Source organism: Planktothrix sp. PLAVEN19ND, assembly GCF_057220675.1.
The window spans coordinates 1,215,529-1,236,550 of the sequence record NZ_CM170132.1 but is presented as its reverse complement, the minus strand read 5'-3'; the positions used below and the strand labels follow the sequence as shown (position 1 = coordinate 1,236,550).

The 21,022-nt window shown below is 43.5% G+C and carries 3 protein-coding genes; 1 reads left to right on the top strand and 2 read right to left on the bottom strand.

Going from position 1 to position 21,022, the window contains the following annotated elements; translation table 11 throughout:
- Window positions 1-25 precede the first annotated feature (25 nt).
- Window positions 26-151 (top strand): hypothetical protein, encoded by a 126-nt coding sequence (locus AC2D3N_RS05350; RefSeq protein WP_484693011.1) that lies wholly within the window; start codon window positions 26-28, stop codon window positions 149-151.
- On the opposite strand, the gene AC2D3N_RS05345 is transcribed toward AC2D3N_RS05350, so the two are convergent.
- Both AC2D3N_RS05345 and AC2D3N_RS05340 read right to left on the bottom strand, forming a co-directional pair.
- Entirely contained in the window at window positions 146-14,329 is a 14,184-nt protein-coding gene (locus AC2D3N_RS05345) for an amino acid adenylation domain-containing protein (RefSeq protein ID WP_484693010.1), read from the bottom strand. The genes AC2D3N_RS05350 and AC2D3N_RS05345 overlap by 6 nt on opposite strands.
- A complete protein-coding gene (locus AC2D3N_RS05340; protein ID WP_484693009.1) occupies window positions 14,326-20,922 on the bottom strand; it encodes an amino acid adenylation domain-containing protein in 6,597 nt (2,198 codons plus the stop codon). Before AC2D3N_RS05340 ends, AC2D3N_RS05345 begins: the two co-directional genes overlap by 4 nt.
- Window positions 20,923-21,022 lie beyond the last annotated feature (100 nt).

Sequence of the window (21,022 nt, the reverse complement as noted above, 5' to 3'; positions counted from 1 at the left end):
TTACCTTTTTAATTAGTTATAGGGAATGGGGAATGGGGAATGGGGAATGGGGAATGGGGAATGGGGAATGGGGAATGGGGAATGGGGAATGGGGAATGGGGAATGGGGAATGGGGAATGGGGAATGGGGAATGGGGAATAAGGATTTATAATTCTCCTTCTTCATAATCTTCTGAGGTTTCGGTAATAGCTAGTTGACCATCCTGTGCAACCGTAAGTACCTGAATAATTTGGGCTAAATTAGCGATTGTTGGGTACTCCAGCAAATTTTGTAAGGACAATTCCACCGAGAAAATATCGCGGGAACGAGAGACAACTTGAGTCGCCAATAGAGAATGTCCTCCTATTTCAAAGAAATTGTCCTTAATTCCAATCCGTTCTAATCCCAAAACCTCACTCCAGATTTGCACCATTTGAGCTTCAATATCGGTTCGAGGAGAAACAAAGCCTGTGGAAAGACTGATAGAAGCTGTATTAGGTGTGGGCAATACCCGCCGATCTACTTTACCATTGGGGGTCAAGGGCAAAGCGTTGAGCAGGACAAAAGCCTGGGGAACCATATAACTTGGTAGTTTTTGTTGGATAAATTCCCTCACTTGTGGTACTAGCTTCTGAACCAACTTACCGTATAGGGGATTGTTGGTGTAGTCAGTCCAGGGTTTAGCCGTAACTGTCTGATTATCCCAAAAAGCGATCGCTTCATAATCGTCAGATTCCGGCGTTGAACTTTTGCGACAGAAAACCACATCATAAGAACCATTCTGACTACTTTCCCACCAACTCAGGTGGACTGTATAGCCCAAATCTTGCCCCAGTTGCCAGAAATGCTCAGGATTGATCCCTACTTCCCCCCTTACTAAGGGGGGGCTAGGGGGGGTCTGTTGTCCTAACAGTTGCCGCAGTTGTCCCACCGTCTCGACGGCTGGGGGATTTTCCAACCAGGTCAAAATTTGTAGGGCTGGCTGTACCCGTTGATTCGGTACATCCCTGATGCCCAAACGTTCTGGCTGTTCCGATTTGAGCTTATCTTGCAGTTGAGCGTATGAAAGTTGGTCGAGTTGCCAATTGAGCCAGGTAACTGCCGAATTTTGCACATTGCCACCCAGATGCAGGGTGACATCATAGCGGAATTGGGTTAACTCATTTTCAGCATGACCGCGTTTGGGCTGAATTTCCACCCAAGCAATTTGGGGAAAGTGCTGTTTCAAGGCGATGAAAAATCTGGGATCGATCAGGAGTTCTTCCTCGGCGGCGACACTCTGATGTACCTGTCTTTGCCATTGCTCAAGGGTTTTTTCCGACTCGGCCCGGGCTAACTGTACGGCGGCATGGTATGGCTCTAGCAACGGTAGACTGCGGACATCCCCCAGGAAAATCTGACCGTGATCGCCGATCGCCGCTATTGCTCCTTCTACTACCCGTAACAGATAATCCACACTGGGGAAATACTGGACTACGGAGTTGATCACCACCGTATCAAAGGCTTGGGAGGGGATATTTTCAAAGTTATCTGCCGTTTGGTGTAATAGCCGCACTGTTCCTAGACCTTCAACCGTGCCACATAACCGCTCCAGATTGCGAATAGTAGCCAAGGAATAATCAGCCCCCCAATATTCCTGGCAATGTTGAGCGACACGGAATAGCAGCAACCCACTACCGCAACCAATTTCTAACACTCGCTGCGGTTTCCCTGCCAAAATTCGGCCCACCGTGCTTTCAACCCACTCCCGCATTTCCTCCGCCGGAATAGGTTGCCCGGTATAACTACTATTCCAACCACTAATATTAAAAGTTGGATCATCCGTTGCTGCTTGGGATTGGCTATAGGAATCTTCATAGAGTTTTTGCCAATCACTAACGTACTCGCTCTGCCATTCGGCCAGTTGTTCAGGTAGGACTTGACCCTTGAGGGCCGGAACTAAGTAGGCCACCAGACCTGTATTCATGGCCGTTGTTGAGGAGTGTTCACCCTGACTATCAGCCCGGGCGATCACAACTGCTGACTGTACTAAGGGGTGTTGGTTCAAAACCGCTTCAATTTCTCCTAACTCGATCCGAAAGCCGCGTACTTTGACCTGATTGTCGATGCGTCCAATATATTCAATATTACCATCGGGTAAATATCGAGCTAAATCCCCGGTTTTATATAGTTTCGATCGGCCAAAAGGATTAGAAATAAATTTCTCTTGTGTCAATTCCGGTCGATTAAAATAGCCCCGGGCTACCCCCGCCCCACCAATATGCAATTCCCCCGGAACACCAATTGGCACGGGCTGTAAATGGGAGTCTAAAATATAAACCTGGACATTGGCAATCGGACGACCAATGGTGACTTTAGAATCAAAAGCACTACATTTTGCCAGCGTTGCACAGACACTAGCCTCCGTTGGCCCATAGGCGTTAAAGAAATTTCGTCCCACTGACCATTGTTTGACCAGTTCGGGAGCACAGGCTTCCCCTGCAACAATAATAGTTTGTAAAGTAAGTAAATTTTCTAAGGGCAGAACTGCTAAGGCAGACGGTGGGAGAGTAATATGGGTAATGCCATACGCTTGTAATCGCTCCATTAAAGGTGTACCCGGCATCAGAGCGTCTTTAGTTCCCAGGTAAAGTGTAGCTCCCGATCCCAGTGCCATCAAGATTTCCGAGATACAAGCATCAAAACTGAAGGAGGCAAACTGGAGAACGCGACTATTAGAATTCAAGCTAAAAGCCTGAATTTGAGCTTGAGCTAAGTTATACAAGCCTTGATGCTCAACCATCACCCCTTTGGGTTTACCCGTGGAGCCAGAAGTGTAAATCACATTAGCTAAATTGGAAGCTGTTACGGCTGTAGTCAGATTATCCTGGGGATTTTGGCTAATTTCTTCCCAGAGTTTGTCTAAAAAGACGGATTTTGCTTGATGTTGGGGTAACTTCTCAATTAGTGTTTGTTCGGTTAGTAGTAACGCCACTTGACTGTCTTCCAACATAAAGCTCAGACGCTCCATGGGATACTCCGGGTCAAGGGGTACATAAGCTCCCCCCGCCTTGAGAATTCCTAATAATCCCACTATCATTAAGGGCGATCGGTCTACACAAATACCGACAAGCTGATCGGCTCCCACACCCAAAGACCGTAAATAATGGGCTAACTGATTAGCCCGACTATTCAATTGAGCGTAGGTCAACTGTTGATTTTCAAAGACCACCGCCACCGATGACGGGGTAAGTTGTGCCTGTTTTTCAAATAACTGGTGAATACACTTGTTATAGGGATAATCGGCTTCTGTATTGTTCCACGCTTCTAATAATTGATGGCGATCGCCCGGATTCAGTAAGGGTAGTAGGGCCACCGATTGCTGGGGATTCTCAACAATTGCTGCTAACAAAGTCTGGAAATGTTCCATCATCCGGGAGATGGTCTCAGAATCAAATAAATCACGGTTGTAAGAGCAGTAGCCACTTAATCCATCGGGTAAATCCCATAGATAGACCTCCAGGTCAACCCGCACCGAATCTAGTCCCGATGCCATATCTTCAACTTTGACCCCGGGCAAATCCCAGGCGGAATCGGGAGCATTCTGGAGAGCAAAGACAATTTGTGTTAAAGGATTACGATCCAAATGTCGTTCTAATTGCAATTCTTCGACTAACATCTCGAAGGGCAAATCCTGATGGTCATAGGCGTTTTGGGTAGTTTGTCGTACCTGGGCCAGAAAAGCCTCAAAACTTGGTTCCTTGGACAGATCAAACCTTAAAGCCAAAGTATTGACAAAAAAGCCAATTAATCCCTCAATGTCTGTACGGTTACGATTAGCGATCGGTGAGCCAACCACCAGATCCGTTTGTCCACTATAGCGAGACAGTAAGACGGCAAAACCCGCCAACAAAGTCATAAACAGGGTAGTGCCAGACCTTTGACTAAGCTGTTTAAGTTGTTGTGTCAGTTGGCCATTGAGTTGCAGTCGCTCCGTAGCACCTCGAAAACTCTGTATAGCTGGACGGGGGCGGTCTGTGGGGAGTTGGTGCAGAAGCGGCACTCCGGTTAACTGTTGTTCCCAGTAACTTAATTGACGCTCTAATATCTCATTTGTCAACCACTGACGTTGCCACACCGCAAAGTCGGCATATTGTATTGGTAACTCTGGTAAATCTGCCGTCGTGACCCCACAGAAACTTCGATAATAGGCTGATAATTCACTGATTAAAACCCCCAACGACCAACCATCCGCCGCGATATGGTGAATGGCTAATAACAGGACATACTCGTTGTTTGCCACTTGCCATAATTTGACTCGCAAAACGGAACCATTGGCTAAATCGAAGGGTTCACAGACGGCTGCTGTTAACAGAGTTTCTAATTGTTGTCCAGGCTGAATATTAACGACAGGCAATGTGAAATTTATACTAGGAGCGATCGCCTGGATGGGTTTATTATCCTTGAGTTTAAACTGAGTCCGTAGAGGTTCATGGCGTTGGACAAGGGTTTGAAAAGCCTGTTCTAAGGCTTTAATATTCAGATCGCCCACCAAACGTAGGGTTAAATCAATGGTGTAGGCTCCACTTTCTCCCTCTAATTGATTCACAAACCACAGACGTTCCTGCGCCCAGGATAGGGGAATATCTTGGTCTCGATCAACAGGCACAATCGCCGGAACCTTTAGACCTAATCCAGTTTGCAATTCATCTAAAATTATATTACTTAACTGAGAAATTTTTGGATATTCAAACAGATAACGTAACGGCAAGGCAATATCAAAAGCCTGTTGACAGCGAGAAATAACTTGGGTAGCTAACAGAGAATGACCTCCTATTTCAAAGAAGTTATCTTCAATGCTGACCCGTTCTAATTTCAGGACTTCAGACCAAATCTGGGCTAGTTTTTCTTCAATGGGATTACGGGGAGCCAGATATTCACCTTGGCCCTGGGAATCGGGGGCGGGTAGGGCGGCGCGATCAATTTTGCCATTGGGAGTCAAAGGTAGAGCTTCGAGCATCACAAAAGCACTGGGAATCATGTAATCGGGCAATTTAGCCTTGAGGAATTGACGTATTACATCTATTTCCAGCGTTACCTCTGGTTTTGTTACAACATAGGCGACTAGACGTTTATCCCCTGGTGTATCTTCCCTGATAATCACATAAGCTGATTGGACACCAACCTGTTGACTCAGTATGGCTTCGATTTCTCCCAACTCAATCCGAAAGCCCCGAATTTTCACCTGATGATCAATCCGTCCAATATACTCAATATTACCGTCAGGTAAATATCGGGCTAAATCCCCAGTTTTATATAGTTTACTAGCCCCGGCTTTGACCCCCCCTAGCCCCCCCTTACCAAGGGGGATTTTCCCCCCCTTGGTAAGATTGCTCTTTAGCCCCCCATTAGTAAGGGGGGGTTGGGGGGGTTCAAAGGAGTCAAGGGGAGAGCCAAAGGGATTAGAAATAAACTTCTTCTGTGTCAATTCCGGGCGATTCAGATAACCCCGAGCTACCCCCGCCCCACCAATATGCAATTCCCCTGCAACCCCAATTGGCACAGGCTGTAAATGGGAGTCTAAAATATAAACCTGGACATTGGCAATCGGACGACCAATGGTAACTTTAGAATCAAAAGCACTACATTTTGCCAGCGTGGCACAGACACTGGCCTCCGTTGGCCCATAGGCGTTAAAGAAATTTCGTCCCACTGACCATTGTTTGACCAGTTCGGGAGCACAGGCTTCCCCTGCAACAATAATAGTTTGTAAAGTAAGTAAATTTTCTAAGGGCAGAACTGCTAAGGCAGACGGTGGGAGAGTAACATGGGTAATGCGATCATCGCGTAATCGATCCATTAAAGGTGTACCCGGCATCAGAGCGTCTTTAGTTCCCAGGTAAAGTGTAGCTCCTGATCCCACAGCCATTAAGATTTCCCAGATACAAGCATCAAAACTGAGGGAAGCAAACTGGAGAACGCGACTATCAGAATTCAAGCTAAAAGCCTGAATTTGAGCCTGAGCTAAGTTATACAAACCTTGATGTTCAACCATCACCCCTTTGGGTTTACCTGTGGAGCCGGAAGTGTAAATCACATTAGCTAAATTAGAAGCTGTTACGGCATTAGTGAGATTTTCCTGGGGATTTTGGCCAATTTCTTCCCAGAGTTCATCTAAAAATACAACCTGTGCCTGATGTTCTGGTAAACGATTAATAACTCGCTTTTGGGTCAGTAACAAAGAAACTAAGGCATCTTCGATCACAAATTGTAAGCGCTCGGTGGGATAATCTGGATCGAGAGGTACATAAGCTCCCCCCGCTTTGAGAATACCCAATAATCCCACAATCATTTCTAAAGAACGTTCTACACAAATCCCGACTAAGCTGTCAGTTTCTACTCCTAAAGATTTCAGGTGATGGGCTAATTGATTAGCGCGAATATTCAATTGCTGGTAAGTCAGTTGTTGATTTTCAAATACTACTGCTACGGCATCGGGTGTGAGTTCTGCTTGTTTTTCAAATAGCTGATGAATACACTGATCTTGGGGATATTCGGTTTGAGTATTATTCCAATCAACTAATAACTGTTGCTGTTCAATTTCTGTTAATAAAGGCAATTGGGAAATTTGCTCTTGAGGATTCGCCACAATACCTTCAAGTAAGGTAACAAAATGACCCGCCAGCCGCCCAATGGTGCTGCGATCAAACAAGTCCGTATTATATTCCCATACACCCCCTAATCCCTTAGCTGTATTCCCGATTGCCAAAGTCAAATCAAACTTGGCTGTGGCATTTTCTATGGGTACATCACTAACGGTTAACCCGATCATTTCTGCTTCAGACCAGGGCGCATTCTGAAGCACAAACGCCACTTGAAATAGCGGTGTATGACTAAGATCTCGTTCGGGTTGTAAGGCTTCTACTAACATTTCAAAGGGCAAATCCTGATGACTATAGGCATCCATCGCCACTTCTCGAACCCGAGTTAGTAATTCGCTAAAACTAGGATTGTCTGATAAATCAGTTCGCAGGACTAAAGTATTAGCAAAAAAGCCAATCAAGCCCTCAATTTCACTGCGATTACGGTTAGCAATGGGTGTCCCCACCAAAATATCTGATTGTCCTGTATAGCGATAAAGCAAGGTATCAAAGGCCGCCAACAGAGTCATAAACAATGTTACTCCTTGTTGCTGACTCAGTTTGATCAGGGACTGGGAGAGTTCCGAGGTCATAGCAAACTCTTGATACGCGCCAACAAAGGTTTGCACTGGTGGTCGGGGTCGGTCTGTGGGTAGGGATAACAAAGCTGGGGCATTTGCTAACTGTTGTTGCCAGTAACTTAACTGATTTTGCAGTACCTCCCCTTGCAACCACTGTCTTTGCCAAAGGGCGAAATCGGCGTACTGAATCGGTAGGGGAGCTAAGTTAGCTAACTGACCTTGACTGTAGGCGTTGTACAGGGTTGTCAGTTCGTGGATAAATACCCCCATTGACCAACCATCACTGACAATATGGTGCATGAACACTAATAAAAGATGTTCGGTCTCCGATACCACTACTAAGGTGGCTCTGATTAGGGTTTGATTGGCTAGGTCAAAGGGTTGAGTTGCTTGGCTAATTACGAATTGTTCAAGGGTTTCTTGGAGGTGTCGGCCATCGACTATTGCTAATTTCCAATTTGTTTGACTCTGAATAACTTGAGTTGCTTGACCATCAACAGCAATGAAATTAGTGAGTAATACCTGATGGCGATCGCAAATTGCTACCAAACTTTGTTCTAAAGCGGACTGATTTAGAGTTCCTACTAGACGCAAAGCCAGGGGGATATTATATAAAGCACTATGCGGCTGCAACTGATCTAAAAACCATAAACGCTGTTGAGCAAAGGATAGGGGTAATTCCGCATCTTTCGCCCTTGGTAAAATAGGTGTAATTGGTGATAAATTTTCTTGTTTTAATTGTTCAATCAAATGAGCTAGTTCTGCTACCGTCGCCGCCGCGAATAGACTTCTTAAAGGAAGTTCTACTTTAAACAGACTCCGAATCCGGGAAACCAGTTGGGTCGCTAATAGGGAATGGCCCCCAATTTCAAAGAAATTATCATAAATGCCCACAGCATCAACTTTGAGTACCTGTGTCCAAATTTGAGCCAGCATTTCCTCCATGGGATTACGAGGAGCCACATAGCGGTCACGACGGTTACTGTACAAATCCGGTGCCGGGAGAGCCGCCCGATCAACCTTACGGTTCGTGGTCAGGGGCAAGGACTCCATAAACACGAAAGCCTGGGGAACCATATACAGGGGCAAATTACTAGCGAGAAACTGACGGAGTTCACTAATCATCGGCATCCGTTCGGATACCACATAGGCGACTAAATATTTATCCCCTGGGGTATCCTCACGGATGATCACGCAGGAAATCTGGACATCAATATGTTGGTTTAGTACCGCCTCAATTTCTCCTAACTCAATGCGGAAGCCCCGAATTTTGACCTGATTGTCAATCCGTCCAAAACACTCAATCCGGCCATCGGCTAGATAACGAGCTAAATCCCCCGTCTTATATAAACGATCAAAGGGTGATTTATCAAAGGGATTATCAAGGAATTTTTCCTCGGTTAACTCTGGGCGATTCAAATAACCCCGCGCCAAACGAACTCCGCAAAGGTGCAATTCCCCTTTGACACCAATGGGGACGGGTTGAAGATTACGATCAAGGATATAAGCCTTAGTATTAGCAATCGGACGACCAATCAGCACCGAATTCATTTTTTCTGACTGCGGATCAAGCAAATCATGGACGATGGCTGTCACCGAAGCCTCCGTGGGGCCATAAACATTCAGACAACTCACCCGGTCGCCGACGAGTCGCTGCCATAGGCTAACGGTTTCTGGTAAAACCGCATCTCCCCCCACCGCCACTAAACGTAAACTGGTGGGCACGGTAGCGAAGCCTTGAGATACCGAGATCGCCCACTCATGCCAATAGGCGGGAGTAATATTTAAGAGAGTTAGGCTTTCTTCTTCGATAAAATTGGCAAAATCCGCCAAGGTCGGGAACATTTGAGCGGGTCTTAATACCACCGTTCCACCTTTTAACCAGGTGGGAAAAATTTCCTCTGCTGCTACATCAAAACCAAAGGACGCAAACTGTAAGACGCGATCGCTTTCCGTTAAATCAAATATTTCGCTAATGCCCCAACTATGGTTAACCAAGGCTTCATGGGTTAACATCACTCCTTTCGGTTTACCCGTTGAACCAGAAGTGTATAACACACAGAGTAAATTTTCTGGTATTACTTGACTGACGGGATTTTCCAGACTTTGAACTGTCAATATCTCGGCAGATTGATCTAATACAATTACCCCCACATCTTCTACGGGTAAAGAACTGAGCAAAATTTGCTGGGTTAGCAATAGGGAAATTTTGGCATCTTCGGCCATGTAGGTTAACCGTTGCTGGGGATAATCGGGATCTAAAGGGACATAAGCTCCCCCAGCTTTGAGAACGGCTAATAATCCTACAATCACTAACAGCGATCGCTCCAAATAAATGCCGACTAAAACCTCTGATTTCACCCCAAGAGATTGTAAGTAATGTGCTAATTGATTGGCTTGAATGTTTAACTGTTGATAGGTTAATTCCTGACCTTCAAATACCACTGCTATTGCATCTGGTGTCCGTTCTGCTTGTTCTTCAAATAAATGATGAACACATTGATGGAAAGGATAGTCTTTTTCTGTGGCATTCCAATCAACTAATATTTGTTTTTCTTCTTCTTCAGGAAGAAGATAGTTTAACTCATATAGCTCTTGGGGCTGGTTTACCATAGCAACCAGTGCATTGAGGTAATATTTACTAATTCTGTCGACTTGTTGAGGGCATAATTTTGAAGCATCGTAATCAAGGTTCAACTTTATTGCAGATGTGCTAGGATTTACCGAAAATTGAGCATTAAAAGTAAAGTTCGTTTCTTCAAAAGATTTTGCTCCTAATACCTGTAAATTATCAAGTTCTAACACCTGTTTGTAGACATGAAAATGAATAAAGTTAAAGGAGGCTTCAAACAAAGATTCACCGCCAAAATCTCTTTGAATTTCAGCTAGGGGATAGCGGCGGTGGGGCAAAAGTTCTTTTTCGGCTGTAAACACTTCTCGCACTAAATCTATCCAAGTACCCCCATTTAATTGCACTCGAAATGGTAAAGTATTGAGGAATAATCCCAAAATTTGATCCCCTTCCCTGTGTTCAGGTCGTCCATTAGTTACCAAGCCTGTTAGTACATCCGAATGATCACTAAGGCGATTTAATACCCGTAAATGAGCGGACAGCAAGACACTCTTGAGGGGTGCTTCTGCTCTTCGGGCGAGTTGTCTTAAACCTTCCCCAAGCTCAGGAGTTAGATCTATTTCTAGTACATTGACTTTTTGGGTTTCGGTGTTGCTTGATACAGAAGACCAGCGCGGTAACTGATTTATGGTGCTATCATACAGTTTTTTACTCCAGTAAGCTTGAGTTTCTGATGAGGCGAGTGCTTGTTGTTCGAGAGCGACGAAATCTCGGTAAGTCAGACCTAATGGTGGCGATACTTCCTCAACTTTTTCTTCCAACAGAGACAAATAATGTTTAAGCAACTCTCTCATCATTGAGGCCACACTCCAGCCATCAAGAATAGCGTGGTGACAGCTAAAAGTTAGATTAAATGTATCTTGAGTACGACGTTGAACAAAGAAGCGTATTAGGGGAGGATGAGTCCAATCAAAAGGTCGTTTCTTTTCGGCTTCAAACCAAGCATTTAAAGCTTCTTCTTGCTCAGAATGGTTTAAATGACACCAATCTTCTACTTCCAGAGGAATTTCAACCTGCTGATGCACCAGTTGCAAGGGAACGCTGAACTTGCTTAGATCAAAAGAAGTTCGCAGTATAGGGTGATGATTGGCCAAATCTCGAAGTGCTACCCGTAAAAGCTGAACATTAAGAGGCGTTTTAAGATGAAAGCTGCTAATTTCGCGGTAGATTGCACTATCTTGGCTATACTCACTGTGATAGAGCATTCCCATTTGTAGCATAGCAAGGGGATAAGCATCTTCTACACCATCAGGTAACTTTTGTTTATCTGCTTCAGAAATCAAACTGAAGGGTTGAGTTAATTCTAAATGCTCAGTCTCATTTTTGTGGGTTTTCAGTTCTTCAACTAACTCATAAATCGTCTGATATTGAAATAGCTTCTGCACAGAGAAATTCAAACCCTGTTCTTTTGCTTTGGATAATACTTGAATACTGCGAATAGAATCTCCACCTAAAGCAAAGAAGTTATCATGAATACCCACCTGTTCAATACCTAAAACTTTAGCCCAAATCCCAGCTAATATTTTTTCTTCCTTTGTGCTAGGAGGGACAAAAACATTTTCTAGTTCCGGTCTAGCGCTGTCAGGTGCAGGTAAAGCACGACGGTCTATTTTGCCGTTGGCTGTCAGGGGCAAGCATTCCATCTCAACAAAAGCACTTGGTATCATATATTCTGGTAGCTTTTGTTTGAGAAAGCGACGTAGTTCTGCAACAGAAAGGGACTGCCCTCCCTGTGGTACTACATAAGCAACTAAACGTTTATCCCCTGGAATATCTTCCCGAACTAGCACCACTGTCTCCCAAATTTGCGGATGAGAAGCCAATAAAGCCTCTATTTCCCCTAATTCGATGCGAAAACCCCGAATCTTAACCTGATTGTCTATTCTTCCTACATACTCTAACTCTCCATTGGGTAAATAACGGGCTAAATCTCCCGTTTTATATAATTTTAATCCCCCCGAAAAGGGACTAGAGATAAACCTTTCTGCTGTCAATTCGTCACGATTGAGATAACCTCTTGTTACTCCTGCGCCTCCTACATACATCTCCCCTGGTACACCGATGGGGACTGGCTGCAAATGTTGGTCAAGCAGGTACAATTGTAAGTCAGGAATGGGATGACCAATAACACTCGCTGTTCTCTGTAAATCAGCTATTTTTAAGGGACGATAAGTTACATGAACGGTAGTTTCTGTAATGCCGTACATATTTACTAGCTGGGGCTGTTGGTCGCCATGTTGTGCAAACCAAGGTTGCAAACTGTTAATTTCTAAAGCTTCTCCCCCAAAAATCACGAAACGTAGCTTTAAACCATTCTGTGTCCCCTGTTCCGCCTGAATTAACTGACGGAAAGCAGAAGGGGTTTGATTAAGAATTGTTACTTTTTCTTGACACAATAACTCATAAAATGCTTCAGGGGAACGAGTCACTAAGTAAGGGACTATTACCAGTCGTCCACCATACAGTAAAGCGCCCCAAATTTCCCACACGGAGAAGTCAAAGGCGTAAGAGTGGAATAGTGTCCAGACATCTTGAGAGTTGAAATGATACCAAGAGTCAGTCGCATCAAACAAGCGTACTACATTGAAGTGGTTAACTAAAACCCCTTTGGGTTTACCTGTTGAACCAGATGTATAGATTATATAGGCTAAATTAGAGGGGTCTGCGGGATGATCTAGGTTTTCTTCGCTGTTTGAAGCTATAATTGACCATTCCCTGTCTAATGCTATTACTTGCGCCTGATTTTGAGGAAGAGAGGCGACTAATTTTTCTTGAGTCAACAACACTTTTAACTGAGTGTCTTCTAAGATAAAGTTTAAACGCTCAATTGGATATTCTGGGTCAAGGGGAACATAAGCCCCCCCTGCTTTAAGGATTCCCAAGATACCTACTATCATATCTAGGGAACGTTCGACAAAAATCCCTACAAGTTCATCTGCTTTTATTCCCAAAGACTGTAGATAATGTGCCAATTGATTAGCACGATTATTTAATTCTTGATAGGTTAAAAATTCATGTTCTAATCTAACTGCGATCGCCTTTGGATTTAGTTTTACTTGTTGTTCAAATAGCTGATGCAGACATAATTCATTTTTGTAGTCAATTTGAGTCTGATTCCAGTCAAATAATAACTGATTACGCTCACTTTCTGTCAATAGGGGTAATTGTGCAACGGGCTGTTCTGGATTAGCAATAATTCCTGTTAATAAGTTGATAAAATTCCCTGATAATCGCTCAATTGTGCTATGATCAAATAAATCCGTATTGTATTCCCAGATTCCGATTAGTCCTGCACCTGGCGGATTTCCAGGGCTAGTTTCGGTGCATCCTAAACTTAAATCAAATTTAGCCGTTCTACTTTCTAGGGGATAGGGACTAACCGTTAATCCCCTTAATTCCAAAGCAGATAAAGGATTATTCTGGAGGCTAAACATAACCTGAAATAGAGGATTATGGCTCAGATTCCGTTCCGGCTGCAAGGCTTCTACTAACATTTCAAAGGGCAAATTTTGATAGGTATAGGCATCCATCGCCATTTCTCGAACTCGTTTCAATAACTCCTGAAAGCTAGGATTACCCGAAAGATCGGTACGCAATACCAAAGTATTAACAAAAAAGCCGATTAAGCCTTCTAATTCCCGTTGCTCCCGATTAGCAATAGGAGAACCCACCAGAATATCTTCTTGACCTGTATAGCGGTAAAGCAGAATATCAAAGGCGGTCAAGAGGGTCATAAATAAAGTCACCCCCTGTTTTTGACTCATTTGAGTGAGGGCTTGGGTCAGTTCCAGGGAAAGGGAAAATTCGTGGCGATCACCCTTTAAACCTTGGACTGCCGATCTGGGTCTATCCGTGGGCAGGGGTAACAGAGTCGGAGCATTAGCTAGTTGTTTTCGCCAATAACTCAATTGTTGATCGAGTACCTCCCCCTGTAACCAGTCTTTTTGCCAAAGGGCAAAGTCGGCATACTGAATCTCTAGCGGAGCCAGAGGTGAGGGTAAACCTTGGGAATAAGCATTATAAAGAGCCGTTAATTCCTGAATAAAAATACCCATTGACCAGCCGTCACTGACGACGTGGTGCATACAGATCAATAACAGATGTTCGTCGGGTGATAGTTTGACTAAACTAGCCCGGATTAAGGGATCTTTGGCTAGATCAAAAGGTTGTGCCGCCTGATTTGTGATCCACTCCTGACTCCTTTGTTTTTGCTGATTCTCTGTGGTCAGCTTTGTTGAAATACTGGGTAACTCTTGCCCATCTACCTGAGTTATTTTCCAAGGAATCTGACTATGAATAACCTGTCTAGGCTCGCCATCAATCACAATAAAATTAGTCCGTAGAACTTCGTGACGCTGAATAATTTCCCCTAAGCTTTGTTCTAGGGCTTGGTGATCAAGTTTTCCTTCTAGGTGTAGGGCTAAAGGAATATTGTACAGAGAACTATTCGGGTCTAATTGGTCTAAGAACCATAAACGTTGTTGAGGATATGATAGGGGGAGTTCGTCAAAGCTCATCGTTTTCTTCTGGGTAGGATCGGTGGAGTCTTTAAAATAGTTGGGTCTGAACCTTCTTGCTGCAACTGGGTGATCGATCCTGCCAAATCAGCTAAGGTCGTCGAGTTAAACAAAGTCCGTAGGGTGAGCTTCACCTTGAGAAGCTCACCGATACGCGAAACTACTTGGGTCGCTAGAAGGGAATGTCCTCCCAGTTCAAAGAAGTTGTCCTGGATACCGACCTGTTCTACTTTCAGAACTTCTTGCCAAATTTGTGCTAGGGTCTGCTCTATGGGAGTGCGGGGGGGGATAAAATTGTCTGTCCGTTCATTAGGTAGATGGGTTGTAGGTAAATTGCGGCGATCAACTTTGCCGCTGGGGGTCAGGGGTAACGCTTCCAAAAAAATGATCGCATTTGGGATCATGTAATCCGGTAGCCTTTCCTTGAGAAAACTGCGTAATTCACTGACGGAGGGCGATTCTCCTGATAGGGGTACGACGTAAGCAACCAAGCGTTGATCTTGATCTTCACGCACCGTTACCACACATTCCCAGACCATCGGATGTTGTGCCAGTAAAGCCTCGATTTCTCCCAACTCAATCCGAAATCCCCGAATCTTCACCTGATTGTCAATGCGTCCCAAGTATTTTAATTCACCATTGGGCAGATAACAAGCCAAATCTCCCGTTTTGTATAACCTAGATTCTGCCAGTTCGGAACTAAAAGGATCACGGATAAACCGTTCCGCCGTCAGTTCAGGACGATTCAGATAACCACGAGTTACCCCCGCCCCGCCAACGTACATTTCCCCAGGAATACCAACGGGTACAGGTTGCAAATACCGATCCAATAGATAAACCTGTAAGTCGGAAATCGGACGTCCAATCACACTGGCGGTGCTTTGCAAATCCGCTTGAGTCAGGGGACGATAGGTGACGTGGACGGTGGTTTCCGTAATCCCGTACATATTCACTAACTGCGGATGTCGATCGCCGTGTCGTTCAAACCAGGGCTGTAAACCCTTTATTTCTAAGGCTTCTCCCCCAAAAATCACCAAACGCAACCTTAAATCATCTTCCATTCCCTGCTCCCCTGCTCCCTCTGCTCCCCCTGCTCCCTCTGCCCCCCTGCTCCCCATTCCCTGTTCCAGTTGAATTAACTGACGGAAGGCGGAAGGGGTTTGATTAAGAATTGTTACTTGCTCTTGACATAACAACTGATAAAAGGATTCGGGCGATCGCGTCACCCAATAAGGCACAATTACCAATCGTCCACCATAAAGTAAGGCTCCCCATATTTCCCAAACTGAGAAATCGAAGGCGTAGGAGTGAAATAACGTCCAAACATCTTGGTTATTAAAGTGATAGCAAGATTCCGTTGCTTTGAACAAACGGACAACCTGAGCATGACTGACTAAAACTCCTTTGGGTTTACCCGTAGAACCGGAAGTATAGATCACATAAGCCAGATTACTCGCCTTAACTGCATTTTCCAAATTAGAGTCACTTTTTTGAGCAATTTTTCCCCAATCTTTATCCAAACAAATAATCTCTGGGATGGGTGTCTTGTCCGTCATCGAATGTTTAGGAATAGACTCTAGTAATTGCTCCTGAGTTAATAAAATCGCAAGTTGGGCATCTTCGACCATGAAGTTTAAACGGTCACTGGGATAGGCGGGATCAAGCGGTACATAAGCTCCTCCAGCTTTGAGGATGCCTAAAATAGCTACAATCATCAGAGGCGATCGCTCGACAGAAAGACCAACCAAGCTATCAGCTTTTACTCCTAAAGATTGCAAATAATGGGCTAGTTGGTTAGCACGGATATTTAATTCACGATAGGTTAATAGTTGATCTTCAAATACCACAGCGATCGCATCGGGTGTAAGTTTAACCTGTTCTTCAAATAACTGATGAATACAATGATCTTGGGAATAATCAACTTGAGTATTATTCCAATCAATTAATAATTGGCGTTGTTCAATTTCTGTTAATAAAGGTAGCTGGGAGATTCGTTGCTTAGGATTGGCGATAATACCTTCCAATAGAGTAACAAAATGTCCTGTCATGCGTTCAATTGTGGCAGCATCGAACAAGTCAGTATTGTATTCCCAAACTCCGACTAATCCCTGATTAGTGTTATCTAATGATAGGGTCAAATCAAATTTAGCCGTAGCATTTTCCCTCGGTAAATAACTCATTGTTAACCCCGTCATTTCTAGGGCGGATTCCGGGGCATTCTGAAGCGCAAACATTACCTGAAATAGCGGTGTATAGCTAAGATCCCGTTGGGGTTGCAATGCTTCTACTAGCATTTCAAAGGGTAAATCTTGATGGGAATAGGCTGCGATCGCCACTTCTCGAAGGCGAATTAATAACTGCTCAAAACTGGGATTACCCGAAAGATCAACCCGCAAAACTAAGGTATTAACAAAGAAGCCGATTAAGCCTTCAATTTCCCTGCGATTACGGTTAGCAATAGGACAGCCAACTACAATATCTTCCTGGTCAGTATAGCGGTACAACAGCGTATCAAAAGCAGCCAACAGGGTCATAAACAGTGTTACCCCCTGCTCACGACTTAGGTGGTTTAATTTTTGGCTTAACTCCGTCGAAAGGGCGAACTCTTGATGTAACCCACGGAAGCTCTGCATTGCCGGACGAGGGCGGTCTGTGGGCAGCGATAATAAAGCGGGGGCGTCTGTGAGTTGCTTTTGCCAATAATTAAGTTGAGTTTGCAGGACTTCTCCTTGTAGCCACTGTCTTTGCCAAATAGCGAAATCCGCGTACTGAATATCTAAGTCATTTAAAGGAGAAAGCAACCCTTGGCAATAGGCATTATACAGAGTGGCTAACTCCACCCCCAATACTCCCCCTGACCAACCATCGCTGATAATATGGTGCATGGAAATCAGCAACACCTTTTCTGTTTCCGACAACACGACTAAAGTTGTTCTTAGTAGGGAATCTTCTGCTAAATTAAAGGGTTGAATGGCTTGCTGTAGAGCAAAATCCTGAACAGCTTTTTCCCTTTCTGTTGTTGGTAAATAGCTCAAATCCACCAGTGATAATATCGGGCTTTTTTCTCCTAATTTTGATTCGGGTTGAATAACTTGAATTGGTTGTCCATCAACATTAATAAAGTTAGTCCGTAGTACCTCATGGCGACGAATTATTTCTCCTAAACTTTGTTCTAATGCCTCAAGGTTGAGAGTTCCTTCTAAACCTAGGGAAATAGGAACATTATATAAAGCGCTGTTCGGCTCAAATTGATCTAAAAACCAGAGTCTAGTTTGAGCAAAGGATAGGGGAAGTTCGGCATTTTGGGGTCGGGGTAAAATTGGGGGTTCAACCAGAGAAGACCCAGGGGAAGCAGTTAATTTTAATTCCTTTTCTTTCCCTGGTAGTTCAAGTGTTTGTTGCTGTTTTAACTGTTTAATTAATTGCCCTAATTCAGCTATAGTTGGAGCCGTAAAAAGATGACGCAGGGGTAATTCTAATTGAAAATTAGAACGAATGCGCGACACCAGTTGTGTTGCTAACAGCGAGTGACCTCCCAAGTCAAAGAAGTTATCGTGAATGCCAATTTTTTCTACTTTTAGTACCTGTATCCAAACTTCGGTTAGCATTTCCTCGATAGCATTACGCGCAGATACATATTCATCTGTTCTTTGACTCTGTAAATCGGGAATAGGTAGGGCGCGACGATCTACTTTGCCATTGGGAGTTAGGGGCAAAGATTCCAGAATCACAAAGGCATTGGGAATCATGTAATCTGGCAGTTTTGTCTTGAGAAATTGCCGTAATTCACTCACCAGAAGCGAAATATCTGCCTCTAACTTAGGCACAATATAAGCCACAAGTAATTGATTCCCAGGATGATCTTCGCGCACAATCACACAAGCAGTTTGCACCTCATCCCGTTGATTTAATACTGCTTCAATTTCTCCTAATTCAATTCGGAATCCCCGAATTTTTACCTGATTATCAATGCGTCCTAAATATTCAATATTGCCATCGGGTAAATAGCGGGCTAAATCCCCAGTTTTGTAGAGACGAGCATGGGGATCAGGACTAAATGGGTTAGGAATAAATTTTTCTTGAGTTAATTCAGGACGGTTAAGATAGCCTCGCGCTAATCCTGCACCACCAATATGCAATTCTCCTGCTAAACCAATCGGTACAGGTTGACCGAATTGATCGAGTATGTAAAGCTGGGTATTCGCGATGGGACGACCGATGGGGACAACTTGTCCATTCATCTCTCGCTTACAGTTCCAGAATGTTGCATCAATACAAGCTTCTGTCGGCCCGTAGAGATTGTGCAAATTTACATCTAGCTTACTTAACAAGTTTTCTTGCAGTGCCATTGGCAAGACTTCACCGCCACAGAATACACGTTTGAGGGAGTGACAAGTTTCGATTCCTCCCTGTTCTAAAAGCATTTGTAGTAAAGATGGGACAAATTGAACAGTAGTTACTTTTTCTTGGGTAATTAACCTTCCAAGGTAAGCAGCATCTTGATGACCTCCCGGTTTAGCTATTAGCAACTGTCCGCCTACTAATAAGGGTGCGTAAAATTCCCAAACTGATGCGTCAAAGCCAAAGGGGGTTTTTTGTAATACTTTGTCCTGTTCTTTCAGGGGGAATGTTGTTTGCATCCAGAACATATGATTGCAAAGGTTACGATGAGACAGCATTACCCCTTTCGGTTGACCAGTAGAGCCAGAGGTGTAAATGATATAAGCTAAGTTACTACTTTGAACATTAGTGATTGGATTGTCCTGACTCGACTGAGAAACAATATGCCAGTCAGTATCTAAGCAGAAAAATTGTGTTTTATATTTAAGTATTTTCTCAACCAGATGCTGTTGGGTTAATAGTACAGAAAGTTGAGCATCTTCTAACATAAAGCTCAAACGTTCTTGGGGATATTCAGGGTCAAGGGGTACATAAGCTCCTCCCGCTTTGAGAATCCCCAAAATTCCTATTACCATGGAAAGCGATCGCTCTACACAAATCCCCACCAATACATCTGCACCCACACCCAAGGAACACAAATAATGTGCCAATTGGTTACTACAATTATTCAATTCCCTATAAGTTAGTTGTTGATTTTCATAGATGACAGCGATCGCATCAGGTGTAAGTTTAACCTGTTCTTCAAATAACTGATGGATACAATGATCTTGGGGATAATCAACTTGAGTATTATTCCAATCTATTAATAACTGGCGTTGTTCAATTTCTGTTAATAAAGGTAACTGGGAGATTCGTTGCTTGGGATTAGCGACAATACCTTCCAATAGGGTAACAAAATGTCCTGTCATGCGCTCAATTGTGGCAGCATCGAACAAGTCAGTATTGTATTGCCAACAGAGTTGGAAAACTTCCTCAGCTTCCATTACCATTAAATCCAAGTCTAAGTCTGCACCTCTTTGAAATCCGAGGGGATAGTGACTCATATCCAATAAAGATTCAGACCTATTTTGTGACTGCCAAGTAAAACCTAATTGCCAAGTAAAACCCACTTGACACAAAGGAGAATAACCTGGATATTGAGGTTTCCGAAGTTTTTCTACTAACAGGGAAAAAGGATAATGTTGATGCCTCTGGGCTGCTTTTACCATAAGACCCACTTGAGTAATTAATTGTTCAAAGGTGGTATTTTCCTCTAGGGAAGTTCGCAGGATGACACGGTTAACAAAATATCCAATAGACCCTTGAAAATCTCTCCCATTTCGACCTCTCATGGGAGTTGCTACTAGGATATCTTTTTGATTGCTATAGCGGTAAATTAATACATAGAATGCTGTTAGTAGAAGATTATAAAGACTGATTCCATAAACTAGAGCTAGATGATTAATTTTATCAATCAATACTTGATCTAACTTCAGAATATGGGTAGTTCCTTGATAGGTTTTTACGGGTGGACGGGGTTTGTCTGTGGGCAAATTCAAAACTGGCAATTCCCCGGCTAATTTTTCCTGCCAGTATTGCCAAAGTTTTTCTCCCTTTGCACTAGACAGCATTTCTAACTGCCAGTTAACAAATTCTATATAGGATTTGTAAGAATCATTTTTTTTCAAAGCAGATTCGCTGAACGCAGTCTGCCCTTGACTAACTTTTTTGATCTCAAAAACATAGGCCGATTGAAATTCACAGAGAAGTAAATCAACCGTCCGTAGATCCCCGGCAATGTGGTGCATTGTTAAGAGGAGAATATGTTCTTTTGCTGTTCGAGTAAATAAACTAATTCTGATAACTGAATCGGTTTCTAAGTTAAAATGTCGGTCGGTTTCAGCAAATATTTTTTCTTTTAATTGATCTTCATTCCAACAGGAGGCATCGGTTATCTGAACATTAAATTGCTGTTGCTGATTAATTTGCTGCCTCGGTTTACCTTCATGAACAGTATAGACAGTTCTAAGAATAGAATGGCGTTGAACAATCTGATTCCAGACATCGATAAAAGTATTAATATCTAAATTTGAATTAATTTTTACTGTAATAAATATATTATAAGCAACGCTCTCTGGAGCCATTTGGTAGATAAACCACATAGCTTTTTGACCCATGGAAAGTGGGTAACTTTTTTCGGCAGTTTCGTTCATCTGGGCTTCCTTAGAATTGTTACGGACACACAGCAGCAGGACATCCCTCCAAAATTTTGATCGGAAACTTGCTATGATCACTTGTGCCGTGGCTTGATCT

Excerpts from the sequence above, each read along its gene's own strand:
- AC2D3N_RS05350 (WP_484693011.1), top strand. The coding sequence starts at position 26 with ATGGGGAATGGGGAATGGGGAATGGGGAATGGGGAATGGGGAATGGGG.
- AC2D3N_RS05345 (WP_484693010.1), bottom strand. The coding sequence starts at position 14,329 with ATGAGCTTTGACGAACTCCCCCTATCATATCCTCAACAACGTTTATGG.
- AC2D3N_RS05340 (WP_484693009.1), bottom strand. The coding sequence starts at position 20,922 with ATGAACGAAACTGCCGAAAAAAGTTACCCACTTTCCATGGGTCAAAAA.